The sequence below is a fragment of the Pseudomonas anuradhapurensis genome (genome assembly GCF_014269225.2).
In the GTDB taxonomy this organism is placed as follows: Bacteria; Pseudomonadota; Gammaproteobacteria; order Pseudomonadales; family Pseudomonadaceae; genus Aquipseudomonas; species Aquipseudomonas anuradhapurensis.
Genome location: NZ_CP077097.1, coordinates 3646136 through 3671259, shown reverse-complemented (window position 1 = coordinate 3671259; position 25124 = coordinate 3646136). Strand labels below are relative to the sequence as shown.

Annotated in this window: 24 protein-coding genes and 1 pseudogene; 17 read left to right on the top strand and 8 right to left on the bottom strand. The window is 63.3% G+C overall.

The window, feature by feature from the left end; translation table 11 throughout:
- Positions 1-2 precede the first annotated feature (2 nt).
- Positions 3-344, bottom strand: coding sequence for an EscU/YscU/HrcU family type III secretion system export apparatus switch protein (locus HU763_RS16880; protein ID WP_186688833.1), 342 nt, complete (start codon positions 342-344; stop codon positions 3-5).
- Complete coding sequence (fliK, locus tag HU763_RS16875; RefSeq protein ID WP_186688835.1) at positions 341-1900, bottom strand: flagellar hook-length control protein FliK; 1560 nt, start codon at positions 1898-1900, stop codon at positions 341-343. The genes HU763_RS16880 and fliK overlap by 4 nt, the downstream gene beginning before the upstream one ends.
- Positions 1901-2032: 132 nt before the next feature.
- Between fliK and ccmA the strand changes: the two genes are divergently transcribed.
- The 13 genes from ccmA to HU763_RS16810 all read left to right on the top strand — a co-directional run bounded on the left by ccmA (position 2033) and on the right by HU763_RS16810 (position 12065).
- Entirely contained in the window at positions 2033-2665 is a 633-nt protein-coding gene (gene ccmA, locus HU763_RS16870) for a cytochrome c biogenesis heme-transporting ATPase CcmA (protein ID WP_170031064.1), read from the top strand.
- Complete coding sequence (ccmB, locus tag HU763_RS16865) at positions 2662-3330, top strand: heme exporter protein CcmB (protein WP_186688837.1); 669 nt, start codon at positions 2662-2664, stop codon at positions 3328-3330. The genes ccmA and ccmB overlap by 4 nt, the downstream gene beginning before the upstream one ends.
- Positions 3331-3376: 46 nt before the next feature.
- Positions 3377-4144 carry a heme ABC transporter permease gene (locus tag HU763_RS16860; protein WP_186688839.1) on the top strand — a complete coding sequence of 256 codons (768 nt, stop codon included), beginning with the start codon at positions 3377-3379 and terminating at the stop codon, positions 4142-4144.
- Entirely contained in the window at positions 4141-4317 is a 177-nt protein-coding gene (gene ccmD / locus HU763_RS16855; RefSeq protein WP_186688840.1) for a heme exporter protein CcmD, read from the top strand. Before HU763_RS16860 ends, ccmD begins: the two co-directional genes overlap by 4 nt.
- Positions 4314-4769, top strand: coding sequence for a cytochrome c maturation protein CcmE (gene ccmE / locus HU763_RS16850; protein WP_170031058.1), 456 nt, complete (start codon positions 4314-4316; stop codon positions 4767-4769). Before ccmD ends, ccmE begins: the two co-directional genes overlap by 4 nt.
- Before the next feature lie 11 nt (positions 4770-4780).
- Positions 4781-6754: a heme lyase CcmF/NrfE family subunit gene (locus HU763_RS16845; protein ID WP_170034239.1), complete on the top strand. Its 1974-nt coding sequence runs from the start codon at positions 4781-4783 to the stop codon at positions 6752-6754.
- Entirely contained in the window at positions 6751-7287 is a 537-nt protein-coding gene (locus HU763_RS16840; protein WP_186679782.1) for a DsbE family thiol:disulfide interchange protein, read from the top strand. Before HU763_RS16845 ends, HU763_RS16840 begins: the two co-directional genes overlap by 4 nt.
- Positions 7284-7760, top strand: a complete 477-nt coding sequence (locus HU763_RS16835) for a cytochrome c-type biogenesis protein (RefSeq protein WP_170031054.1) — start codon at positions 7284-7286, stop codon at positions 7758-7760. The genes HU763_RS16840 and HU763_RS16835 overlap by 4 nt, the downstream gene beginning before the upstream one ends.
- The gene (gene ccmI / locus HU763_RS16830; RefSeq protein ID WP_186688853.1) at positions 7753-8949 is read left to right on the top strand and encodes a c-type cytochrome biogenesis protein CcmI; all 1197 of its coding nucleotides are present in this window, start codon (positions 7753-7755) and stop codon (positions 8947-8949) included. Before HU763_RS16835 ends, ccmI begins: the two co-directional genes overlap by 8 nt.
- 12 nt (positions 8950-8961) lie before the next feature.
- Entirely contained in the window at positions 8962-9378 is a 417-nt protein-coding gene (locus HU763_RS16825; RefSeq protein WP_186688855.1) for a hypothetical protein, read from the top strand.
- 632 nt (positions 9379-10010) lie between these two features.
- On the top strand, positions 10011-10253 hold the full coding sequence (locus HU763_RS16820) for a hypothetical protein (protein WP_217884013.1): 243 nt from the start codon (positions 10011-10013) through the stop codon (positions 10251-10253).
- Positions 10254-10291: 38 nt separating this feature from the next.
- The gene (locus tag HU763_RS16815; RefSeq protein ID WP_186688504.1) at positions 10292-11230 is read left to right on the top strand and encodes a 2-hydroxyacid dehydrogenase; all 939 of its coding nucleotides are present in this window, start codon (positions 10292-10294) and stop codon (positions 11228-11230) included.
- 46 nt (positions 11231-11276) lie between these two features.
- The gene (locus HU763_RS16810; RefSeq protein ID WP_186688502.1) at positions 11277-12065 is read left to right on the top strand and encodes a PhzF family phenazine biosynthesis protein; all 789 of its coding nucleotides are present in this window, start codon (positions 11277-11279) and stop codon (positions 12063-12065) included.
- A 60-nt stretch (positions 12066-12125) separates the two neighbouring features.
- On the opposite strand, the gene HU763_RS16805 is transcribed toward HU763_RS16810, so the two are convergent.
- From HU763_RS16805 to HU763_RS16790, 4 genes are all read right to left on the bottom strand, one after another.
- Positions 12126-13016, bottom strand: coding sequence for a halovibrin HvnA (locus HU763_RS16805; protein ID WP_186688500.1), 891 nt, complete (start codon positions 13014-13016; stop codon positions 12126-12128).
- Between the two features lie 207 nt (positions 13017-13223).
- The gene (locus HU763_RS16800; protein WP_186688498.1) at positions 13224-15239 is read right to left on the bottom strand and encodes a hypothetical protein; all 2016 of its coding nucleotides are present in this window, start codon (positions 15237-15239) and stop codon (positions 13224-13226) included.
- Positions 15240-15511: 272 nt separating this feature from the next.
- Entirely contained in the window at positions 15512-17755 is a 2244-nt protein-coding gene (locus tag HU763_RS16795; protein ID WP_186688483.1) for an autotransporter outer membrane beta-barrel domain-containing protein, read from the bottom strand.
- A gap of 272 nt (positions 17756-18027) precedes the next feature.
- Entirely contained in the window at positions 18028-20361 is a 2334-nt protein-coding gene (locus HU763_RS16790; RefSeq protein ID WP_186688479.1) for a hypothetical protein, read from the bottom strand.
- A 92-nt stretch (positions 20362-20453) separates the two neighbouring features.
- Between HU763_RS16790 and HU763_RS25210 the strand changes: the two are divergent.
- Positions 20454-20588 (top strand): annotated as a pseudogene (locus HU763_RS25210) (hypothetical protein); the annotation flags it as partial.
- 200 nt (positions 20589-20788) lie between these two features.
- Here the strand turns inward: HU763_RS25210 and HU763_RS16785 are convergent.
- Together HU763_RS16785 and HU763_RS16780 are read right to left on the bottom strand one after the other, a co-directional pair.
- Positions 20789-22246: an Ig-like domain-containing protein gene (locus HU763_RS16785; RefSeq protein WP_186688476.1), complete on the bottom strand. Its 1458-nt coding sequence runs from the start codon at positions 22244-22246 to the stop codon at positions 20789-20791.
- Positions 22247-22342: 96 nt separating this feature from the next.
- Positions 22343-23029 carry a hypothetical protein gene (locus HU763_RS16780; RefSeq protein WP_186688473.1) on the bottom strand — a complete coding sequence of 229 codons (687 nt, stop codon included), beginning with the start codon at positions 23027-23029 and terminating at the stop codon, positions 22343-22345.
- A 241-nt stretch (positions 23030-23270) separates the two neighbouring features.
- Between HU763_RS16780 and HU763_RS16775 the strand changes: the two genes are divergently transcribed.
- From HU763_RS16775 to HU763_RS16765, 3 genes are all read left to right on the top strand, one after another.
- Positions 23271-23609 carry an FKBP-type peptidyl-prolyl cis-trans isomerase gene (locus HU763_RS16775; protein ID WP_186688471.1) on the top strand — a complete coding sequence of 113 codons (339 nt, stop codon included), beginning with the start codon at positions 23271-23273 and terminating at the stop codon, positions 23607-23609.
- Positions 23610-23737: 128 nt separating this feature from the next.
- Positions 23738-24145 carry a GFA family protein gene (locus HU763_RS16770; RefSeq protein WP_186688469.1) on the top strand — a complete coding sequence of 136 codons (408 nt, stop codon included), beginning with the start codon at positions 23738-23740 and terminating at the stop codon, positions 24143-24145.
- Between the two features lie 309 nt (positions 24146-24454).
- Entirely contained in the window at positions 24455-25117 is a 663-nt protein-coding gene (locus HU763_RS16765; protein ID WP_186688467.1) for a histidine phosphatase family protein, read from the top strand.
- The last annotated feature ends 7 nt before the right edge of the window (positions 25118-25124 follow it).

Genomic DNA, 25124 nt, shown 5'->3' with positions numbered 1-25124 from the left:
AACTACCGGCGCTGATCCGCAGGCAACACGGCGGCTACCGGGGTGATATCGCGGGGCGCGCCGGGTTCGTCGCTGAAGCCGGCGGGTACCTTGCCGCGTAACTGCCAGGCGAAAGCGATGATTTCGGCAATGGTCAGGTACAGGGCCTCGGGGATCTGCTCGCCCAGCTCCAGGCGCGCCAGCAGTTGCACCAGTTCGGCGTTTTCGTAGATCGGCACTTCATGTTCGCGGGCCAGAGCCAGGATTGCCTCGGCCAGGTCGTCGTCACCCTTGGCGGTCAGGGTCGGTGCTTGCTCGCCGTCGTAGCTCAAGGCGATGGCCTGGCGCGGTTGTCTGTCGATCATGCGGTCTCGTCTACCCAGCGTTGTTCGATGCGCGTGTGCGGGCCCTGTGGCGGGATGCCCGGTCGGCATTCCAGGTCGCCGACCTCCAGGCCACGTGCCAGCAGGCGGGCACGCAAGTCGCCGAGCTGGCTCTCGATCAGCCGTGCGGTCTGTTCGCGCTCGGCCCACAATTGGCCGCAGAGGCGTCCCTGTGCCAGCTGCGCCTGGACCTGCAGCGGGCCCAGCGGGGCCAGGTCGAAGGCCAGGTCGACCCGCCACAGTGCCTGCAGCGGGTCGGGCTGTTCACGCTGCTGGCGTTCGGCCTGTTGTTCCGGGGTTTCTTCGCGCTGCAGCTTCACTTGCAGGGGGATGAACTCCTGCCCGTGGCGGACCGGGACTTCGGTCTGCCAGGTAGTCTGCAGGTTGCCGTTTTCCAGCGTGCCGGATTGTTGCAGGCTGCTCAGCGCGTGGCTCTGCAGGCGCGAGATGGCAGCAGCAGCCAGGCGCAGCAACTGTTGCAGGTCGCCTTCGTTTTCCATGGCCTGGAGCAAACGCGATGGCAGCGGGAAGGCACCCGGCGGTGTCCGTGGGCTGACCCGGTCGAGCATGCCCAGCGCGCTGCGAGCCATGGCCGGCAGTGCCTGGGCCAGGGTCGCCGTGGCGATTACCGGGTTGGCCGGGGCATTGACCGATGCCTGGGCTACCAGTCGCACCAGTTGCGCCTTGAGGTCGGTGGCCACGCTGGCGCTCAGGCCGCCGAGCAGTTTGCCCTCGAGGAAGACACCGCTGTTGCTGATGGCCTGGGCAAGCGTTTTGCCGTCACTGAGCTGGCGGGCATCCGCCAGGCTGGCGAGCAGGGTATTGGCGGTACTGCGTAGCTCGCTATCGCTGCCCTGGCCGTTGGCAATCTGCTGCAAGGCGTTCAGCAGGCCGGGCAGGGACGCCTGCCTGCCTTGCTGGGTGAGCAGCTGCTGGGCGATGTTCAATTGTTCCTGGCGACCGCTCAGCGGTACGAAGCGCAGCGACTGGTCACCTTGGACCACGGCGCTGAGCAGGCTGCCGACCGGCAGCGGGCGCGGGCTGTCGATGGTCAGGATGGCACCGGCCTGGGCGCTGTTGAGCAGGCTGACCAACGAGCGGAAGCTGGCTGTTTCGCCCGCCTGCACCGGCAGTGGCTGGTTGGTCAGCACCTTGCCTTGCAGCAGGGTACCGACGGCCACCTGGCGGGTGTCGAGCCGCGTCAGGGTGGCGATATTGCTGGCGTTGGCCTGTTGCACGAGGATGGCCAGGCGATTGCTTTCAGGCTGGCTGACCGTGACCTGGCTACCTTGCGGAATCGGCTGGCTGGCAGTGGCCTGGACCTGAGTCTGGCTGCCGTTGGCCTGGATCACCTGCAGCACCAGCTGGAAGGTGGTTCCGCTCTGGCGCATCGACAAGACCTCGGCCTGAGCGGCTTCGCCGGGCTTCAGCAGGCCCGGCTGGGGCTGGGCCAGGTCGAGCAGTGCAGCGGTCAGCTGGGCCTTGAGCGCCTGCGCATTGACCGCGGTTTGTGCGCCAAGACTATTGATTTCAGTCATGATTGTATACAACCTGTGGAGCCCGCCCTCTTGGCAGCGTGGCCGCACATGCAATAATGCAGGCCGCCCGCCCTAGCCAGTATAACGGCAGCAAGGGGGGCGACTTGAGAAGCATCTAGATAAGGCGAATCCGTGACCCTTCACCTCCAAGCCGTGGGCCTGGCCTGCGAGCGCGACTTGCGCCTGCTGTTCGAGCACCTCGATTTCGAGCTGCGCCCTGGCGACATGCTGCAGATCAGCGGCCCCAACGGCAGCGGCAAGACCAGCCTGCTGCGCCTGCTGGCCGGGCTGATGCAACCCACCGCCGGGCAGATCCTGCTGGGCGGGCAGCCGCTCGGCGAGCAGCGCCATGCCCTGGCCAGCATCCTGCTGTGGATCGGCCATGCGGCGGGCATCAAGGACCTGCTCACCGCGGAGGAGAACCTCAGCTGGCTCGGCGCCCTGCATCAGCCGGCCACCCCCGAGGCCATCTGGGCGGCACTCGCAGCGGTCGGCCTGCGCGGTTTCGAAGATGTGCCCTGCCACACCCTGTCGGCAGGCCAGCAGCGCCGCGTGGCGTTGGCCCGGCTGTACCTGGCCAGCCCGCCGCTATGGATCCTCGATGAACCTTTCACCGCCCTCGACAAGCAAGGCGTGGCGCAGCTTGAAGCGCACCTGGCGGCCCACTGCGAGCAGGGCGGCACGGTGGTGCTGACCACCCACCACACGCTGGCGCGCAAGCCATCCGGCTACCGTGAACTGAACCTGGGGCAATGGGCCGCATGAGCGTATTCATCCTGTTGTTGCGCCGCGAAGCGCGGCTGCTGTTCCGCCGCCCGGCCGAACTGGCCAACCCGCTGGTGTTCTTTGCCATCGTGGTGGCGTTGTTCCCGTTGGCGGTCGGCCCGGAAAGCCAATTGTTGCAAACCTTGTCGCCAGGCTTGGTCTGGGTGGCGGCACTGCTCGCGGTATTGCTGTCGCTGGACGGCCTGTTCCGCAGTGATTTCGAGGACGGCTCGCTGGAGCAATGGGTGCTGTCGCCGCATCCACTGGCGTTGCTGGTGCTGGCCAAGGTGCTGGCGCACTGGATCTTTTCCGGGCTGGCACTGGTATTGTTGGCGCCGCTGCTGGCGCTGATGCTGGGCCTGCCGAGCCAGTGCCTGGCGGTGCTGCTCGGTTCGCTGCTGCTGGGTACGCCAGTGCTGAGCCTGCTGGGCGCCGTCGGCGCGGCGCTGACGGTCGGGCTGAAGCGCGGTGGTTTGCTGCTGGCATTGCTGATTCTGCCGTTGTATATCCCTGTATTGATCCTGGGCAGTGGTGCGTTGCAAGCGGCGTTGCAAAATATGCCGGCAACCGGCTACCTGCTCTGGCTGGCCAGCCTCACGGCCCTGGCCGTGACCCTGGCACCCTTTGCGATAGCGGCCGGCCTGAAGATCAGCGTCGGCGAATAACGAGTCCCGGGCTTTCAAGCCCGGCCAATACCCTGGATGTACCCTGATGAAAATAAGCTGGACGTGGTTCCACAAGCTGGGCTCCCCCAAATGGTTCTATGCCATCAGCGGCCGCATGCTGCCGTGGCTTGCCGGCGCTGCCGTGCTGCTGCTGCTGGTCGGCATCACCTGGGGCCTGGCCTTCGCCCCCCAGGACTACCAGCAGGGCAACAGCTTCCGCATCATCTACATCCACGTGCCGGCGGCGATGCTGGCGCAATCCTGCTACGTGCTGCTGGCCGTGGCCGGGGTGGTGGGGCTGGTGTGGAAGATGAAACTGGCCGACGTCGCCCTGCAATGCGCCGCGCCCGTCGGTGCCTGGATGACCGCCGTGGCGCTGGTCACCGGCGCCATCTGGGGCAAGCCGACCTGGGGCAGCTGGTGGGTCTGGGATGCCCGGCTGACGTCCATGCTCATCCTGTTGTTCCTGTACTTCGGCATTATTGCGTTGGGCCAGGCGATCAGTAATCGTGACAGTGCCGCCAAGGCCTGTGCGGTGCTGGCGATTGTCGGTGTGGTGAACATCCCGATCATCAAATATTCGGTGGAGTGGTGGAACACCCTGCACCAGGGCGCCACCTTCACCCTCACGGAAAAGCCGGCGATGCCCGCCGAAATGTGGCTGCCACTGCTGTGCACGGCGCTGGGCTTCTACTGCTTCTTCGGTGCGGTGTTGTTGCTGCGCATGCGCCTTGAAGTGCTCAAACGTGAGGCGCGCGCCAGTTGGGTCAGGGAGGAAGTATTGAACAGCCTGGGGCAGAGGGCCGCGCCATGAGTTTTGCCACCTTCGGTGACTTTCTCGCCATGGGCCACCATGGCCTGTATGTGTGGACGGCCTATGGCGTCTGCCTGGCGGTGCTGGCGCTGAATGTTGCCGCACCCGTGCTGGCTCGTCGTCGCTATTTGCAAGATGAGGCGCGCCGTTTGCGCCGGGAGAACAACCAGTGAATCCGCAGCGCAAGAAACGCCTGTTGCTCATCGTCGGCCTGCTGGTCGGCGTCGGGGTTGCCGTCGGCTTTGCCTTGAGCGCATTGCAGCAGAACATCAACCTGTTCTACACCCCGACCCAGATCGCCAACGGCGAGGCACCGCTGGACACGCGCATTCGCGCTGGCGGCATGGTCGAGAAGGGCTCGGTGCAGCGTTCCGCCGATTCGCTCGACGTGCGCTTCGTGGTCACCGACTTCAACAAGTCCGTGCCGATCACCTACCGCGGCATCTTGCCGGACCTGTTCCGTGAAGGGCAGGGCATCGTCGCCCTCGGCAAGCTCAACGGCGACGGCGTGGTGGTCGCCGATGAAGTGCTGGCCAAGCACGACGAGAAGTACATGCCGCCCGAAGTGACCAAGGCCCTGAAGGAAAGCGGCCAGGCGGCTGGCGGCATGGAGGCCAGGCCATGAACGCGGCGCTGGTGATACCCGAGCTCGGCCAGCTGGCCATGATCCTGGCGATCTGCTTTGCCGCCGTGCAGGCCACGTTGCCACTGCTCGGCGCCTGGCGTAACGACAGCCTGTGGATGAGCCTGGCGCGCCCGGCGGCCTGGGGCCAGTTCGCGTTCCTGGCCTTTGCCTTCGCCTGCCTGACCCACGCGTTCATGACCGACAACTTCTCGGTCGCCTACGTGGCCAGCAACTCCAACAGCGCCCTGCCGTGGTACTACAAGTTCAGCGCCGTGTGGGGCGCCCATGAAGGCTCGTTGTTGCTCTGGGCGCTGATCCTCGGCGGCTGGACCTTCGCCGTGTCGATCTTCTCGCGCCAGCTGCCACAGGTGATGCTGGCGCGCGTGCTGGCGGTGATGGGCATGATCAGCGTCGGCTTCCTGAGCTTCCTGATCATCACCTCCAATCCGTTCCAGCGCCTGTTGCCGCAGGTGCCGAGCGATGGCCGCGATCTCAACCCGTTGCTGCAGGACTTCGGCCTGATCGTCCACCCGCCGATGCTGTACATGGGCTATGTCGGTTTCTCGGTGGCCTTTGCCTTCGCCATCGCCGCGCTGCTCGGTGGGCGCCTGGATGCCGCCTGGGCGCGCTGGTCGCGGCCGTGGACCATCGTCGCCTGGGCTTTCCTCGGCGTGGGTATCACCCTGGGTTCGTGGTGGGCCTATTACGAACTCGGTTGGGGCGGCTGGTGGTTCTGGGACCCGGTCGAGAACGCCTCGTTCATGCCCTGGCTGGTGGGCACCGCATTGATCCACTCGCTGGCGGTGACGGAAAAGCGCGGGGTGTTCAAGAGCTGGACCGTGCTGCTGGCGATTGCCGCGTTCTCGCTGAGCCTGCTGGGTACTTTCCTGGTCCGCTCCGGGGTGTTGACCTCGGTGCATGCGTTCGCCGCCGACCCGGCGCGTGGTGTGTTCATCCTGATCTTCCTGCTGTTCGTGGTCGGCGGTTCGCTGACCTTGTTCGCCGTGCGCGCGCCGGTGGTCAAGAGCCAGGTCGGCTTTGCCCTGTGGTCGCGGGAAACGTTGCTGCTGGCCAACAACCTGATTCTGGTGGTCGCTGCTTCGATGATCCTGCTCGGCACCTTGTACCCGTTGGTGCTCGACGCCCTCAGCGGGGCCAAGCTGTCGGTCGGCCCGCCATACTTCGATGCCTTGTTCCTGCCGTTGATGGCGCTGCTGATGGTGGTGCTGGGCGTGGGCGTGGTGGTGCGCTGGAAAGACACCCCGGGCAAGTGGCTGGCGAGCATGATGACCCCGGTATTGATCGGCAGCGCAGTGCTGGCGCCGCTCGCCGGCTTCATCGTCGATGATTTCGACTGGCCAGCGCTGAGCGCCTTCGCCCTGGCTGCCTGGGTGGTGCTCGGCGGGTTGCGCGACATCTTCGACAAGACCCGCCACAAAGGCCTGGTCAAAGGCGTGCTGGGCCTTTCGCGCAGCTACTGGGGCATGCAGCTGGCGCACCTGGGCCTGGCGGTGTGTGCCTTGGGCGTGGTGCTGTCGAGCAACAACAGCGCCGAGCGCGACCTGCGCATGGCGCCGGGCGAAAGCGTCGAGCTGGGCGGTTATCACTTCCTGTTCGAAGGCGCCAGGCACTACGAAGGGCCGAACTTCATCTCCGACAAGGGCACCATCGTGGTCAGCCGCGATGGCCGCGAAGTGACCACCCTGCACCCGGAAAAGCGCCTGTACAGCGTGCAGCAGTCGATGATGACCGAAGCCGGCATCGACGCCGGCTTCACCCGCGACCTGTATGTTGCCCTTGGCGAGCCGCTGGAAAACGGCGCCTGGGCAGTACGCGTGCATATCAAGCCTTATGTCCGCTGGATCTGGCTGGGCGGTCTGCTGACCGGCCTGGGCGGGTTGCTGGCGGCCCTCGACCGGCGCTACCGCGTCAAGGTCAAGACCCGGGTGCGTGAAGCCCTGGGCGTATCTGGAGCAGCTGCATGAAGCGTTGGATCATGGTGGTGCCATTGGTGGTGTTCCTGCTGATGGCGGTTGTCCTCTACAAGGGGCTGTTCCTCAAGCCCGACGAGCTGCCGTCGGCGATGATCGGCAAGCCGTTCCCGGCGTTTTCCCTGGCCTCGACCCAAGGCGACCGTACCCTGACCCAGGCTGACTTGCAGGGCCGCCCGGCGCTGGTCAACGTGTGGGCGACCTGGTGCCCGTCGTGCAAGGTCGAACACCCATACCTCAACCAGCTGGCCGAGCAGGGCGTGGTGATCCACGGCATCAACTACAAGGACGATAACGCCGCCGCACAGAAGTGGCTGGCCGAATTCCACAACCCGTACCAGTTGGACATCCGTGACGAACAGGGCAGCCTGGGCCTGGACCTGGGCGTGTACGGCGCGCCGGAAACCTTCCTGATCGACGCCAAGGGCATCATCCGCTACAAGCACGTCGGCATCGTCGATGCCAGCGTCTGGCGCGAACAGCTGGCACCGCTGTACCAAGGCCTGGTCGACGAGGCCAGGCCATGAAGCGCTGGTTGGCAGCGGCCGTGCTGGGCATGAGCCTGGCCGGTGTGGCCAAGGCGGCCATCGATACCTACCAGTTCCGCGATGACGCCGAGCGCGAGCGTTACCAGCAGCTGACCAAGGAACTGCGTTGCCCCAAGTGCCAGAACCAGGACATCGCCGACTCCAACGCACCGATCGCCGCCGACCTGCGCCGGGAAATCTTCCGCATGCTCGGTGAAGGCAAGAGCAACCAGCAGATCGTCGACTTCATGGTCGACCGCTATGGCGACTTCGTGCGCTACAAGCCGGCACTCAGTGGCCGCACCTGGTTGCTCTGGTTCGGCCCGGGGATTCTGCTGGTCGGTGGCTTCGTGGTGCTGGCGGTGATCGTGCGCCGTCGCCGTGGTTCGGCCACCCAGGCTGCGCAGGAGCTGTCCTTCGAAGAACGCGAGCGTCTCGCCAAACTGCTGGAAAAAGAACAGACCCATGACTGAATTCTGGCTTAGTGCGGGCCTGCTGCTGCTCGCTGCCATCGGCTTTCTGCTGATCCCGATCCTGCGTGGCCGTCGCCAGCAGCAGGAAGAAGACCGCACCGCCCTGAACGTGGCGCTGTACCAGGAGCGTATTGGCGAACTGGCGGCGCAGCAGGCCGCTGGCGTGCTTGACGACGCGCAGATGGCCAAGGGCCGTGACGAAGCCGCCCGCGAGCTGCTGGCGGACACAGAAGGTGCCGAACCTGCGCGTCAGGGCCACTTGGGCAAGGCGTTGCCAGTGCTGGCGGCGCTACTGGTGCCGCTGTTGGCGCTGGGGCTGTACCTGCATTTTGGCGCGGCGGACAAAGTGGCGCTGACCCAGGAATTCGCCGCGGCGCCCAAGTCGATGGAAGAGATGACGGCACGCCTGGAGCGGGTGGTGCAGGCCCAGCCGGATTCGGCCGAGGCGGTGTACTTCCTGGGGCGTGCCTATATGGCCGAGCAGCGCCCGGCCGACGCCGCGCGTACCTTCGAGCGCGCCGTGACCTTGGCCGGGCGCCAGCCCGAATTGCTCGGGCAGTGGGCCCAGGCGTTGTACTTCGCTGCTGGCAAGCAATGGAGCCCGCAGGTGCAGGCGCTGACTGACGAAGCACTGAAAGCCGATCCCAGCGAAGTGACCAGCCTGGGGCTGCGTGGTATCGCTGCGTTCGAGGGCGAGCGTTACCAGGAAGCGATCGATTACTGGAAGCGCTTGCTGGCCCAACTGCCGGAAGGCGACGCATCGCGTGACGCACTGCAGGGCGGCATTGACCGCGCTGCCGAGCGCCTGGGCGGCTCGCCAGGCCAGGCCGCGCAAGCCGCGCCGGTGGTGGCGCGCCTGAAGGTGCGGGTGGAGCTGGCTGCGGCGTTGAAAGACAAGGTTCGGGCGAACGACACGGTGTTCATCTTCGCTCGCGCCAGCAATGGGCCGCCGATGCCGTTGGCGGCCAAGCGGGTGACGGTGGCGCAGTTGCCGATCGAGGTGGAATTGTCCGATGCTGACGCGATGATGCCGCAGATGAAACTGTCCGACTTTGCCGAAGTCCAACTGGTTGCACGTGTCTCGCGCGCTGGCCAGCCTACCCATGGCGAGTGGATTGGCCAGGGTGCGCCACTGCCCAGCGCCACGCAGGCCACCCAGCACCTGACCATCGACAGCCCCGACCCGTAAGAGAGCAATGCCATGCACAGCACCGTCCGCCTGACCCTGATCACCCTGGCCCTGGGTTTGTCTGCGTGTACGGTGCATGAACCGTACGAGCGGCCGGAGCCGCCGATCGAGCGGTTGCCGCAGCAGGGGCCGGTGGTCAAGCCGGTGCCGGGTGGGCAACCGTCCACTGCGCCGAGCAAGCCGGCGGCCATCCCCAAACCGATGCCGCGTACTTCGGCCAGCTTCGCGCCGCCGCCTGGCGGGGCGAGCCACTGGGATCCGAAACTGGGTGTATACGTACTTGAGAAGCAACCCAATACCTTCTACCGCCAGCGTACCTACTACCGGTTCGATAACGGCTGGAGTTGGTCGCTGAGCCCGAATGGGCCTTGGCAGGAAACGGACAGCAGTGGCGTACCGGGTGGCTTGGGACGCGCATTCGCGCAGTAGTTGCAGCGTTAACGTTGCTTTTGCTTTTGCTTTTTGCTCTTGCTTCTAAGCGCGCGATAGTTCAGGCGCCGCCGAATGCGACTTCAGGAGGCCGAGCGAAGGGCTTGCGGAGGGAGGTGACGGGCATGGATGCCCGTCAAGCGCTGAGGCCCCATGGATGGGGCCTGCAGCGCGTCCTCCCGGGAGCAAGCCCGTAGCGAGGGGACCCCGGAGCGCAGCGTAGGGGCCGGATGATGGGAGCCAGCGTTTTTTGGTTACTTTTTGTCGCGTTTGACAAAAAGTGACCCGCCGTAAGGGCGGAAAGGTGACTAAGCGCCACCTTTGAAAATGAATGTTGACCTTGTTGTTGAAGCCTACGCCTGAAAGCGAAAAGCGAAAATCGAAAAGATTGAAGCGGGATAGCGCTGGTTTTTATCGCGCGCAAAGTCCATTGGCGATGACGACGCTGACTCACCGTTTCGCCCTTACGGCGAGTCACTTTTTGCCAAACGCGGCAAAAAGTAACCAAAAAACGCTGCGCTCCCATCATCCGGCCCCTACGCTGCGCTTCGGGGTTCCCTCACTCCGGCCTTGCTCCCGGGAGGACGCGCTGCAGGCCCCATCCATGGGGCCTCAGCGCTTGACGGGCATCCATGCCCGTCACCTCCCTCCGCAAGGCCTACGTTCGGCCTCCTGAAGTCGCGAAAATCAAGATCAAGATCAAGATCAAGATCAAGATCAAGATCAAGATCAAGATCAAAAGCAGAGCAAGAGCAAGAGCAAGAGCAAGAGCAAGAGCACGAGCAAGAGCAAGAGCAAGACAGGGGCAGGAAGCCATGCTGAGCGGAACAGTGCAGTTCTGCCTCATTATTTCGGTTGACTGTACTGGTCGGTGATTCCGCATAATCCCACCTTGAACTGATCCGGAGGTGGCATGCGCAAGACAGTCCTGGTCCTGGTAGAAACCGTCGACGATTACCTGCCCCTGCTGGAGCAGGCTGGCTACCAATTGATTCGTGCCCCCTCACCGCAACTGCGCGCCGAGGCCATTCGGCACCACGCCGATGCAATCGATGCGGTACTCACCCGCGGCCCGCTGGGTCTGACTGCCGCCGAAATCCAAGCCCTGCGCAGATTACAGATCATCTGCGTGATCGGCGCCGGCTACGAGCAGGTCGATCTGGCCGCCGCAGCCGCCCGCGGCATCACCGTCACCAACGGTGCCGGGGCCAATGCCAACGCGGTCGCTGACCACGCCATGGCATTGATGTTGGCGCTGCTGCGCGACATTCCCCGCGCCGATGCCAGTATCCGCCACGGCGAATGGAACCGAGTGATCAGCCCCTCGGTGACTGGCAAGCGCCTGGGCATTCTCGGCCTCGGTGCGGTCGGGCAGGCCATCGCCAGGCGCGCCCATCAGGGCTTCGACATGCCCATCAGCTACCACAGCCGCACACCACGCCAAGATCTGCCCTACACCTGCTACGACAGCTCGCTGCACCTGGCCGAGGCCGTCGACATCCTGCTGGTGGCTACCCCCGGCGGTGCCGATACCCGCCATCTGGTCGATGCCCCGGTGCTCGATGCGCTGGGCGCCAAGGGCTTCCTGGTCAACATCGCCCGCGCCAGCGTAGTCGACACCCAGGCGCTGGTTGCCGCGCTGCAGCAGGGCCGGCTGGCCGGCGCGGCGCTCGATGTGTTCGATGACGAGCCGCAGGTGCCCGATGCACTCAAGGCCCTCGGCAATACCGTGCTCACGCCCCATGTGGCCGGCCAGTCGCCAGAGGCGGCACGCGACACGCTAGCCTTGGTGCTGCGCAACTTGCAGGCGTTCTTTGCCGGTGAGCCGGTGCTCACCGCCGTTCTACCTTGACCCATTCGATACCCCCGGCACTGCCGGGCCCATAAGGAGCGTTTGCATGCAACTCGAGATCTTCCAGGTCGATGCTTTTTCCGCCGAACCCTTCGGTGGCAACCCGGCAGCGGTGATCCCGCTGGACAGCTGGCTGCCGGATGACCTGCTGCAGCGCATCGCCGAAGAAAACAACCTGTCGGAAACCGCCTATTTCGTGCGTAACGGCGAGGCCTTCGACCTGCGCTGGTTCACTTCCAGCGTCGAAGTAGATTTGTGCGGCCATGCCACTCTGGCCTCCGCCTATGTGCTGTTCGAACAGCTAGGCGAACAGGCTGAAGTGCTGCGCTTCAATACCCGCAGCGGTGAACTGCGGGTCAGCCGGGCGGCCGACGGCCTGCTGGCGATGGACTTCCCGGCCAAGCAGCCGGTGGCCATCGACCCGCCAGCCGGGCTGTTGGAGGCGCTGGGGCTGAGCAATGCCAGAGCGGTGTATCGCTCGGATGATTACGTTGTGCTGATCGACGACTTGGCGGTGCTTGCCTCGCTGAAACCTGATTTTGTTGCCCTGTCGGCATTCGACGTACGCGGCATCGCGGTAACGGCTGCAGGCCGTGATCATGATTTCGTCACCCGCTGGTTCGGCCCTCGGGTTGGGGTCAACGAAGACCCGGTCACTGGCTCTGCGCATACCTCGCTGGCACCGCTGTGGTCCGCCATGCTCGGCAAGCGCGCATTGACCTGCGAACAAGGCGGAGCGCGCAAAGGGCAGTTGCATTGTGAAGTGCCAGGCGATGGCCGGGTGTTCATCAGTGGGCGGGCTGCCTTGTTCCTGCGTGGGGTGGTGTACTGTTGATCAGGGCGGGGTACTTCGCCGCAGGTTGCGGTACCCCGGCCGATCATGCCGAACAAGACCTTACTGGTCCCCGGCGATGTACTGGAAGGTTGCGCTGCCTGAAGCTACGGTGGGCAGCGTGACCTTGATGATCGGCAGGTCGATGCCGGTCTTGCTGAGAAAGCGCTGCTTGCTCTTGCGTGCCGGGTCCAGCCCCGCTGGCGTGGCGTAGAAGAAGGCTTGGATCGGCAGTGCCGCGCCCTGGCCTTTTGGCCACACCTGCACCAACATTTCGTTCTGTTCTCTGAAGTACCCCGTGTTCAACCATTTGGCTTGCATGGCTGCATAAAAGTTCGGGCCGGCATAATGGTTGAGTTCGTCACGCACATCGAAGCCACAGATGCTGTTGCCTACCGTCCCGGGCGGAAACCTGGCCACCCACTGAGCGCCCGTGGTGATGTTCTGCTGATGGCAAGGCTGGCTGCCCGCCACCCCGGGATAGATGCCGCACCCATACCGTTCAGTTCGGCCGTCGGTCCAGCCATCCATGGGAAAATGGCACAGGATGGGGATGTCGAGCTTGCCTGGTGGCATGTCGAAGATCGGGTAGAAAATGAAGCCGTTGGGATTGGTCGGCGCCCAGGCAAAGCTCTGGAAGTTGTTGTCTTTGCGCAGGTAGGAAAACGAAACGCTGCCCTTCCTCTCGGCCACAGGGCTAGGGTCCCAGGTATCGTAGGCATCGCTGTAGGTCGTGGCGCGTATGATTACCCCGGAGCAAAGGAATGCCGGCATGCTGTCACTGCCACAGTTTGCCCGGGTGTCGTTGTAACGCCTGGTCAAGGCCTCCGCCGTGGCCGGGCCATCGACCACGGTGATGGCCGGGGCATGGGGTTTGGAGGGAGGGACTGACGTTTCCTGGCTGACGCAGGCAACCAGCAGTAAAGGTACGAACAGCAGCAGTAATCGGTTCATCTGGCAAACCTCGGGCGTGTGCTCACCGGCTTCGGCGTGCTCGACGAAGACATTGGTGTGAAGAAGAAGAGTGGATTGGCCCGGGTTGGTGTCAGATTATGGGGGCCTGTGACCGGGCACAACTGGCAGAAATGACAGGTACTGTCGCCAAAAAACGAGGGGAGCTGGCTAGGCTCCCCTCGTTCTGTTGTGGTGGTTCAGGTTGGATCAGGGGCGGTAACCGCGGCTGTCGATGACGATGTGTGTTGTGTTGTTGGTGACAGAGCCTGCGTCGTTCTCTGCTGTCCACTCGGCATAGATGTGGCAAAGGTCCAGCGGGAACGCCAATGTGGCGGCGTCGAGTGAAAACTCCGTGACAGTGTCCTTGTCGTCAGGCCCGACGGTTTTGCTCAACGTGATCCTGGTCTCTTCGATCGGTGTATCGCCAGGGGTGTGGTTCTCGTCCACGTGTTGCACGAGGTCGATCGAGATGATGTCGCCGACTTCTTTGTTCAGGTAATGCGGTGTCACGAAGAACACCCCCGCCTTGATTTCATTAGGCCCGATCACGCCGTTGCCGTTCAGCGGCCGGTAGTTGGCATCCGGCAGGGTGCCTCCGCCTGGCAGTTCGTCCGAACCAGAGACCAGGACGGGCTGCTTCGGTGAATGCGAGGTATTCTCCGCGCCGCCAGCCACGTTGCGGGTTACGCTGTACTTCAGGATCTTCTCACCCGAGCCTTCATTGCGGATCTGATCCGCGGTGAGGGGCAGCACCAGGTCGGCCTTGTTGGCTACATCCGCTGCACTGATAACGCGCTCGGAGAGCGATGTGCCGCCGTAGGTAACATTCAACCGGTCATTGAGAATGAACAGCTCCTGCTGCGGTGTCTGCGAGTCGTACCAGTACACGGTGATGGTGGCAGCTTTGTCGAAATCCTCCACCGGGATCTCGTTTGGCTTTCCACTGGCCGACAGCAGCAGGGCGGCCTTCAGGTTGGGGTGTTCTGGCTTCTCTGGGTCCGGGTCGCCACCGGCCTGGAACAGGTTGATAGCTACGGTGGTGGCAGGGGAGGTGCCGGCCACCAGTCCGTTGCGCACGATGCGGTACAACACATCGATGTTGGCGACCTGGTTGGCGCCGCTGGTCGCGGTTTTCCAGGTGTCGTAGAGCGCGGCATAGGAGGCCTGGACGATGTGCTCCTGGTCTTCCGTACCTCCTGGAATTGCAACCAGGGTATGCGCCTGCCCACCCCAAACCAACTGGATCTGATCCCCTGGCTGGATACCCGGGGCGCCGGTGAATGCGGGGATGATCACGTCTGCCGGGCCACGCGCGTCGGCTTCTCCGATGATGCCGTCATCGTCGAAGGACGGTACCTCCGGGGCTAGCAGGCCAATCAGTTCCCCCTTGAGCAGTACCCGCAGATCGAGCCACTCTGAAGGCAGTGACTTGTTGCCGGCACGGTCGGTGATCTGATAAGTGAATCTAAGGTTGCCATCGTCTGCGGCTTCGATGTCTTCGCGCAGGTAGCGAAGTTCCACGTCATCATTAGTACCACCGGTGAGGTTTTCTGCCTTGCTGCCCGGTGCAACGGTGCCGTTGATGAAGCCCTGGATTAAGTCCCCAGGTTCAACGCCTTCATAGCTGGGCACGAGGCTTTCCAGGTATTCGATACCGCCGTCATCCTTGAGCTTGTCCGGGGTCAGGCCATTGGCGACGATGTCTTCATCCACAATGAGCTTGCCCAGGGTCGGGCGGCCAGGGGCGGTCAGGTCGACCCGGAACGACTGGGTCGGGCCATCCTCGGTACCGCCACCCGCGAAGTAGGTCACCCGGTACACGATGGTGTGGGGGCCTTCGCTTCGTGCACTGGCGGGCAGTTCGATCTCGAAAGTCTCACCGGCAACGAAGCCGGTGAAGGTGAGAGCTGTGCCAACGGCGTTGCCATCGACGAACAGCTGTACCTTGTCACGGTCAGGGTCGCGTACCTTGCTCGGTACCGGGAATTCAAGTTTCAGATCGTCGTTGCGGACACTCTCCAGCAGCAGGTTGTCGGCGACCCCGGACGGTGGCAGGGGAGCCAGAGCTGCGGGAGGGAATACCAGTGGATCAGGGAATTGTACGGTACCGGGTGGCGCCACCAGGGTCGCCTGGTACGTCAGCGGGCCCTTGATAAGGGGGGCACGGGCGATGGAGTTGGCGGGTACACCGCTGTTAGTGACCACGTCGATGAATTGGGTCATGGCTTGTTCCATTGGCTAAAAGGGAGTCAGGGGTTGTCTGCTGTCTCGCCCAGACCTCGTCAGGCCTGGGCTCGGCAACGGTGTTACGGGTACTTCCGGCTGTTCAGCTAGCCTTTGCAGCCAATGCGATCGCAGGTCTATGTTCGACAAAAAACGCGCGCCTGTAACCTGACAGATTTACCAGGTAGCGGCGGCTGTTAAGGCGGGGAATAGTGCGGGAAGGTATGCGGGGGGCATGCCGCACGGTGCATGGGGCACCGCGCGGCACGGCTTCAGAACGACCAGCGCAGGGCCAGCGAGGCGGCTGTGTCAGAGAAGTTGTCGCCGCCCGTTTGCTGGGCCAGCGCAGCCGTGACGGTCAGGTCGCGATTGATCCGGCCTTCGGCGCCGGCTTTGAACTCGGCGATGTTGCGCGTGCCGACCTGGCTGACGCTGGCACCGTCGAGGGTGACCCCGGCCTGGCGGCTGTTGTGGATCCAGTTGGCTTCGACGAAGGGCTTGAAGCTGTCGACCAGGGTGTCGTCACCGCTGTAGTTCAGCTTGAGGAATGCCCGGGCACCGACGCTGACGCTCAAGGTGTCGCTGCCGCCGCTGGAGACGATGGTGCCGTTGTCTTCGCGGTGATCGTCGGGCGTCACGCCAGACCAGAACACCTTGGCCTTGGGTTGCAGGTACCAGGCGCTGCCGTTGTCGAGGGCGTTGCGAAACACATAGCCGCCCTCGAGCGAGGTCGACACGCCACTGGCGCTGTAGGTTTCCTTGGCGACATCTTCGCCGGTTACCTGGGCATCGAACCAGCTGTATTGCAATACCGCATCGGTATACAGCCCCTGCTCGCTGTTACCGTCGGCGTACCAGGTACCATAGACACCAGTGGTGTAGCCTTTGACCTGGCTGCCGGCATGGTGGTTGGTGAGCTGCGAGGTAGTGGTACCGTGGCTGTAGCCATAGCCGGCGAAGGCCCCGGCGCGCCAGGCGCCGCCGTCGCGGGTCATGCCGCCGGCCAGGTCGGCGCCCAGCAGCAGGGCATAGCGGTTGGTATGGGTGTTGAGCTGCCCGGAGTTGTCGGTGGCGCGCTGGTGGCCGCCGCTGTTTTTCATCCACAGGTTGGTCGACCTGCCATTGGCCGCAAGGGTGTCGGCGCGCTCGGTCTCGCTGCTACGCTCGCTGACACTGGCGTCGAACAGTGTATTCATGGCATAGAGGTTGGCGGCATAGGCGCCACCTTCGGGGCGTACCACCAGCGTTGGCGCCGGCTCCGGGCCCGGCCCTGGACCAGGGTTGCCCGGGTCGCTCAGTTCGTTGCTCAGGTACCAGTTGCCGCTGTTGTCGCCTTCGCCACGCACCAGGTGGTAGTCGTAGGCGCCGGCGACGATACGGCCCGATTGCTGGAATTCCCCGGCCGAGTTCCCCCCCACGGTGATCAACTCGATGCCGTTGAGGGTCTTGGCACCGCTGCCGCCCAGGTTGTTGACGCGTACCGAGGTGCTGCCACTGGTGTCGCCTTTGACGATCAGTTTGTCGGTGAGCGAATCGTCGCCGCCGAGTACCGAGTTGAACACCAAGGTGCCGCCGTTACCGGCATAGTCGCCTTCCACGGTCAAGGTACGGCCGGCGGCACCGTCGGAAAAGGCCACGGTACCGCCATTGCTCAACTGCCCGATGCTGGAGTCGTCGGTGATGATCCAGGAGGCGCTGTCAGCCACGTTGACCTTGTCGACGCCTCGCATCGAGCCGCGCAGGATCGCCTTTTCGATCAGGCTCACTTCTGTAGTGGCAGTGTCCTCTGAGGTGATATTGCCGGTGATGTCGCTGGCGCTGATGGTCAGGTAGGCCTGGGCATCATCGTGGACCTCCAGCAGGTTGCCGTTGCCGGCGCTGACCACCGTGCCGTCGCGCAGGGTGATGTGGGCGATGGGGGGGGCGTCTTCGCCGGGATACAGGTTGCCCATGTAGATCGCACTGCCGTTGCTGGACACCAGTTGGCTGCCGGCGATATCAAGCACTGCGGTAAGGTCTGCGCTGGAACCACTGATATCGGAATTGATCGCGATAGCATGACGTTCGCCGTCGAGCACCGAACCGCTGACGGTTGCGTTGCCGCCGAGCATCAGCAACGCCACCCCGGAGGAAAATTCCGCACCCGCCGAGGTATCGCCGTTTTCCTTCGCCGTGACGCGGCTACCCGCCAGGCTCAGGGTGCTCTGGTTGTTGAGGATGGCGCGCCCGTTCGCGCGGATCGTGGCACCTTGGGCAGTCAGGCTGCTGCCGTTGACCAAGGCGATGGCCGAGCCCAGCCTTGACCCCGCACCATCGGCCTCGCTGCCAGGGTTGAGGACCAGGCTGGCGCCGTTGCGTACCTCCCAGAACTCGGCGGGAGTGCCGGCTTCGACCGTGGCGCTTTGCCCTGGACCGTCAAGGATGGCGGCATGGCTAGCCAATGGGCTACAGCTGAGCAGCAACAGGCATGCGTAGCGTGAGGGATTGTGAGTAGTCAGGTGGTAAGGTCGTTTCATCGTGGACTCCGGGATGATTTTTGGCCAGAACGGCGGGATGCGCGGAGGATGAACGGGCGATGGGACTTTTCCTGTAGGAAAAGTCCCATCAAGTCCAGGAAAAGTATGAAGTTTGCCAAGTTTCACGGGCGTCGCTCTCAAGGCTTGCGGTCAAGCTTGAGCGACTGTTGGCAGAATGTAACCTGGTAAAAATGCTGGTTTTTGCCGGGAAACTGCGGTGCAGATACCGCTCTGCTGCGCCCGGCCTTGCACCGGGCGCAGCAGCCGCACCCTCAGAGTTGTTGGCGAAGGACCCTGGAGAACCTGAACCGTTCGTTGTTACCGCGATAGATGCTGTAGTTGATCAGGACCACTCTTCCCCTGTTCTCTTCCACGATGCTTCTTGGGACCTGGAAGTACTTTGGCGTTTCCGCCTGCAGGTACTCTTCGGTCGAATCCCAAGGAGCCGGATTGATCCCATACAAGCGTACGCGCCCTGTGTGGCCGGTCTGCTGGTCCGGCGACAGGATGGACACTGCGGCGGTAGGCGAGCCCTCTTGTGGGAAATAGCGAGGCGGTGGCATCTCCATCCCTTGGCTGTCGATGTTCAACACGAAGCTCGGCGAAGGGGTTGTGCCGTTGACGGTGTAGCGGATCTGCACCGAGCGACCAATGGCGTCGATCACCTCGAGACGGGGCACCTGGAACCTGAGCGTTTGCGGCGTGCCGACGGTTTGCCTGTCGCGCCAGGTGAAATAGGGGCCGACCCACTCCAGCTCGATGGCTTGGCCGTTCGCCATGCCCTGGAATGGCGGCACTTCCACTTCGAGGAAGTCATCGTAGTACATGTCGTTCTGAACATTCAGTCGTCCACCCGACGCCTTGGGAACACGAGGTGCGACAGGCACGATGGTGGCCCCCTCGACAGTGAACGACAGGGAGGAGGACCTTCCCTTGCCCGGTATCGAGTAGTTGACCGTGACGGTGCTGTTGAGGTTGCCGGCAATGTAGGTGCCTGCTATTGGAATTTCCTGCGGGCCGACGGTAACGACAGTAACCTGGCCACTGGTTGCCATGGGAGCAAGCCAGTGACCTGTGATCACATCCTGCACGGCCATGTCGGGGTATTGTGGAATGCGGATGAAGGTCGAGGGGAGGTTGGCATCGATCACCCCGTTCTGTACTCCGTCCACCGTTGGCGCAGGCAGCGGCTGAGTGCTGGCTGCCTTGACGCGCAGCGGAAGTTGCGGCGAGAGTAGCAGCGTGCCACCGTTGTTGACGGTGTAATGCGCAGTGACGCTGCCTCCGGCGATGATGGTGATGGCGCTGGCGGGGATGGTGAACAGCAGCGGCTGCGAAGGGTCGCTGACGGTGCGGTTGTCGGAGTACTTCGCGGGTAACCCACCTGAGGTCACGCCGTCCCAGTAGATGTCGATGCGAGCGTCCTGCGGGATGCCTGGTTGGGCGGGTACGATGAACCGTGCACCAGTGGGCACCACTGCCGGGTCGAGTTCGCCGGCCACGGCATCAGGCACCTCTGGCGCCCTGAGCACCAGCGGCTGGCCTTTCACCGGGAGCAGCACTTTTTTCGAAACGCGCCGGCCATCGACGACATAGGACACTCGTACGGAGCCTTGGCCCAAGGTGATTACCTTGGCATTGGGAATCTTGAATTCCAAGTAGAACGGCAAGGGGTTGGGGACCGGCTGTGGCCCGCTGTCATGGTCTACAGGAGCGTTGGCGGCTGTCAGGCCACGCCACTCCACCACCACCTGCTGGCCGGGCTGAATATCGTCGAAACGTGGTACCCAGACAGTGGCGTCGTCCGAGCCCAGGACCGCCAGGTCAATCTCCGTGACGGGAGCCCCGTTAGCGATCACGGAGGGCGCTTCAGGTGCGTTGGGGTCTTCGATTTCAACATCGGTATTCTTGTAAGGGGCCCACAGTGAGCGGTTGTTCACCTTGTCGCGAATCTCGTAGGTGACCGGTACCCGACCGCCTCCTACGGCTTCGAGCATTGCGCGGTCGATCATCACCTGTTGCTGGCGATTGACTTCCCCTGGTAGCAAAGGGCTCAGGCTGCGCATGTGCCCGCCCCAACTGACGGTCAGGACATCGTCTGCCGCCATGTTCAGCCACGGTGAAACAAAAACGGTGGCGGACTGGGCGCTGTCGGGCACCGGGTCGGGTATTACGAAGGGCGATGCCAGGTTTTCATTCAATTCAGGGGTGTCGGGTCTGGGGTCAAGGCCACCGGGTACGGAAAGCTTTACCAACACCGGCGTTTCGACAGATTTGACCGATCCTCCGCCGATAAAAAATACAATGGTGTAGGTAACTGTGTATTCACCGTCGCCAAGGTCCTTGATCTCGCGATTGGGCACCTTGATGTTGATGGTACTGGTATCGCCAGTGTCTGCGATATGGAACGCGACCCGTTTGGTGCCGAAGAACACCTCGACGAGATCACCTTCGAGCATTTCGAAATACGGGCCGACCGTGACGATTGTAAATCCGAGCGGATCATATTCGATGTCGTAATAGCCAAGACCGCCGTTGGCGGCGGCAGGGATCGATGGTGCTGGCAGGTCTATGAGCCGGGCAGGTGGTGTCAGTCGTTGGTTCATCGCGGTGCTCCGGGAAGTTGCAAGGGAATAGCCAGCGTAAGAGCGAGAGCTTTCACCAGCAACTGGCAGAACTATCAGGTGCAAGGCAAGAAATGCATACAGTGCAATGTTGGGTTTCGTACCGCACCGAGGATTGCCTGATGTCTGCTCATACGTTGCGTGGCCACTGTTTGTGCGGCGCCGTGCGCATTGTTACCGACGTCGACAGCCGCACCGTCAGCGCCTGCCATTGCAGCCTTTCCCGCCGGTGGGGCGGCGGGCCGTTGCTGGTGATGCACTGCAGCACATCGCCGCAGTTCGAAGGGCTCGCACCCAGTGCCCACGACTCCTGCCTGGTACTGCTTTGCCAACCAGACCCGGGACCTGACCTTCGAGCAATTGGGCTAAGCCTGCGCAAGCAACCCTGGCGCAGGCGTAAGGTTGCCCATCAGGGTTTAAGGCCGACTACCTCATACGAGGTTATGAACGAGGCGCACATACCGACCAACGAGCTGTTGTGCAGCTCCATCGCCAGGTGCCTGCCGAGACCGCAGCCCTTGGCCGTCCAGTGATAAGCATGAGCGAAAGGCCAGCGGCCGCCGTATGTTGCCTTCAACTCATGCGCTTCCTGTTCGCTGGGCAAGCGCGCACCTTGTGCAGCGACGGCGCTCGACGCGTTGCTCCAGTTCGATTTCTGAAAGCGGTAGACCTTCAGCACGTTACTCACATTGACCGTGTACGCGCGGGTCTGGCCCGTGGCGTCGGTCACGCTGATTTGCGCAGTGCCGTTGCCTTTGGCGGTGACCAGGCCGTACGGGTCCACGGCTGCGACGCCGGGGTTGCTGCTGGCATAGGTGTAGGGCATCTTGCCGCCGCTGGCATGGCGTTCGACTGCATTGCTGCCGGGGGTGTAGACCGGCGCGACGCCTGGGTGGTCAGGAATGAGGTAGGTCTTGCCGGTCAGGGCTACCGCCGTGGCGTCGAGGCCAAGTGGTGGGTCGATGTTATCCGCAGCGATGTAGTCGAAACGGGCCTGTTCGGCCGTGCTCGTGGGCAGGGTGATCTTGATCAGGGGCAGGTCGATGTTGGCCTTGTGGCGGAAGGTCAGGCGATCCTGCCAAGCATCCTTCAGGCCCGCCGGGGTGGTGTAGAAGAACGCCTGGATGGGCAGCTGGGCGGGAATGTTCTGCTCCCAGAGGCCGTGTACCAGCTCGTTATGTTCGGTGAAGCGTTTGTCGGTCGGGTTGCCACTGCTCTTGGCCAGCAGGCTTTGATAGAACGCCGGGCCGGCCAGATAGTTCTGGCCATCGCGTACGTTGAAGGCACAGATTTTCGTGTTGTCACCCCCTTGCTGGGTGTACAACGACGTCCATTGGGCTGCGCTGGTGATGCCCTGCAGTTCACAGGAAACGCTGGTCGGGTTGCTGCCATATTGGCCGCAGCGGTTGCCGACGCGGCCGTCGGTCCAGCCATCGATGGGGTAGGAGCACAACACGGCGATGTCGATCTTGTCCGGTGGCGAGGCGAAAATCGGATACAGCACCATGCCGTTCTCGCCGCCCCACGGCATGCGCGCGAATTTGCTGTCCTGGCGCAGGTAGGAGAATGATACCGCGCCGAGTCTCACCGCTGTCGGGCTTGGGTTCCAGGCGTCGTAGCGGGGCGAGTAGGTGGTGGTGCGCAGGATCACGCCGTTGCAGAGGAACGCTGGCCGGCTCGCACTGCCACAGTCTTGCGCAATGTCGCTGTAGCGCTTGGTCAATGCTTCGGCGGTTGCCGGGCCGTCGACAACAGTAAGCGGCGACCCGGATGGGGCTGGAATGGGGGTGGGTGGCTGAACCTGGCTAGAGCAGGCAGACAACAGCAAGGCCAGGGCTACTGCCCAGCCAACGATAGGGGTTGTCATCGTGAGGTCCTTGTATGGCTGCGGTTGCGCAAAGGCATTACGGGGTTAGGCCAGGGCGTCTGGCATAGCTCAGGTCCCTGGCCCGGCCAGCTTTCGTCATAAAGACGGCACTTCCAGCGTTTCGATGTACAGCACCTGGGACACGAGCCTTCGTGGCTGCCCGCTACGCAGCACGGCATAGTTCAGCCATACGGGCTTGCCACGATTGGCTTCGAACCATGAGTGGTGGATCTCGATCCGAACGGTTCCAGGCTGTCTGACCTCTACCTCCTGGGTATCGACGTAGCTGGTTGCCGAGCTATACAGCCGGCCGCGCACTGTGTCTCCGCTGTTCATGCCGATATAGTCGATCTGCAGTGTGTGGCTACGTTGTGGCAGGCTGGGGCGTTGCAGTGTCAGTAGCTGCGATTGCACCCTGATGTTACGGCTCTGGGAGATCTGCCAATCACTTCCCCCGGGCTTGCGCAGTGCGAAGTTCAGGTCCATGACATTACCGGCAACGCCATAGAGCATGAACTTGGGCATCGCCACTGTCAGCGGGTGGGGTGGATTGGCGATGGCGACTTCGGGCGCGTCGTAGATGACCTCGCCGAAACGTCCGCGCACGCGGACGATATCACCTGCCAGCATGCCCGCCGAGATCGGCACTTGGCAGGTCAGGGTTTCCCCGGAGATGTCGTAGAGCCTGGCGATGGACAGGTATTGGTGTCCAGGATTGTCATGGTCTGGTTCAGCTTGCGGCAGGCTGGGTGCCTCCCACGCTTTGCGTTGTTGGTTGGACATGGTGATTTCCTGTTGTGGGTTTACCGCCATGGTGCATAGCCATGCGCGCTGTGTAACCTGGCAAAAATGTCAGGTCGGCCGCCGGGCTAGCTATGCAGGCGCAACGTTTTCGCCGCCGTCGCAGCGTAGCGATCAGCGCGAGGGCAGTGGTCGATGCGCTGGCACATCACGCCACGCAAACTTGCCAAACCCATGTATTCCTGAGAAAACGACGCCCCCGAACCACCGCTTGGAGTTTTCCATGAGCAGCGAACTGCAGATCACCGACCTCGTCGAAGGCGACGGCAAAGCCGCCGTCAAAGGCGCCCTGATCACTACCCAGTACACCGGCTGGCTGGCCGACGGCAGCGAGTTCGACTCGTCCTGGGCGCGCGGCAAGCCGTTCCAGTGCGTGATCGGCACCGGCCGGGTGATCAAGGGCTGGGACCAGGGCCTGATGGGCATGCGCGTGGGGGGCAAGCGCAGGCTGCTGGTGCCGGCTCAGCTGGGTTATGGCGAGCGCAGTGTGGGGGCGATCCCGCCGAATTCGGACCTGACCTTCGAGATCGAGCTGCTGGAAGTACTGACACGGGATGACTGAATACGGCCTGCCAGCCGGATTACGCATGGTTAGAGGCCGATGCGCTCGGGGTGGGGGCGCATCGCCGACGATGAGGCCGCTGCAGGCGTCTATAATTGCAGGCCCATCCCAAGCTGAAGGAACCAGCCATGCCCCTGGAAAAACACGGCACCTGCCTGTGCGGCGCCACCCGGCTTACGGTTATCGTCGACACCACCCACATCAGCGCCTGCCACTGCAGCATGTGCCGCAAGTGGACCGGCGGCCCGCTGCTGGTGGTGCATTGCAGCCAGCCACCGGTCATCGAAGGGCGTGCGCCCAGCGTCTACGATTCGTCCGATTGGGCGCAGCGGGGGTTTTGCGGCCAGTGCGGCACACACCTGTATTACCGGCTCAAGGCCAATGACTTCCATGCGGTGCCGGTCGGCCTGCTTGACGGCGACCAGGAGTGGGCGTTCGACCTGCAGATTTTTATCGAACAGAAACCCGCCTGGTATTGCTTTGCCAACCAGACCAGGGAGCTGACCGGGCAGCAGGCCTTCGAACAGCTCGGCTGATCCAGGCCGCGGACCTGACCGTGATGGCCGAATTGCTGGAGGCACCGAGGCGAGATGAACGCGAGCACCGTTGCTGGCGGCGCGCTCCTGCAACCCCAGGTTCTTTTGGCCTACACAATTTGGCAACAGCCATTGCCTAGCATGGTTTTGCCAGGGAGCGGCATCCACCTTCAAGGAGGAACCAAACGGGTGCAGGGCACTCTGACCCTCACTCGTTGCCAGGGATGGCATCACTGCAAAGGGGGGCTCGCCACTGGCGAGGCGATGTGGCGGGTAACCCGACTCACTCCGCCATATGAGCCTGCTCTGATGAAGTTACCAACCCTCTTGCGTCGTCGTCGCCACCTGCTGCTGGGCCTGGTGCTCAGCGCCGCCGCCGTGCCGCTGGTGCAGGAGGCTGTCGAAAGCCGGGCGCAACCGGCGGATGGCACGCAAACCCTGGTGTTCCTGCGCCACGCCGAGAAGCCGGAAGAGGGCTTGGGCCAACTGAACTGCCAGGGCCTCAACCGGGCGCTGGATCTGGCCAGCGTGCTGCCTGAGCGCTTCGGCAAAGCCGACTACGTGTTCGCCGCCAACCCTTCAAGGCATGTCGAGGAAGGTAGCAAGGAGGAAAGCTACAGCTACATCCGCCCGCTGATGACCATCACACCCAGCGCCATTCGCCTGGGCCTGCCGGTGAACATCGATTACGGCGCCAACGACACCGAAGCGCTGGCCGACGAGCTGCTGCGCGACAAGTACCGCAACGCGACTGTCTACACCGCCTGGTCGCACGGCTACCTGCCCGAGTTGATCAACACGGTGGCCGGCAAGGCCCTGGGCGACCAGCGGGTGATCACCGCGGACTGGAGCGGTGACGATTTCGATACCCTCTACGTGCTCAAGCTGACCTGGCGCGACGGCAAGGCCAGCCTGCTCAGCCGCAACGTGCGCCAGGGGCTGGATGGTCGGGCTCGTGGCTGCCCGACCTGAGCCGCGG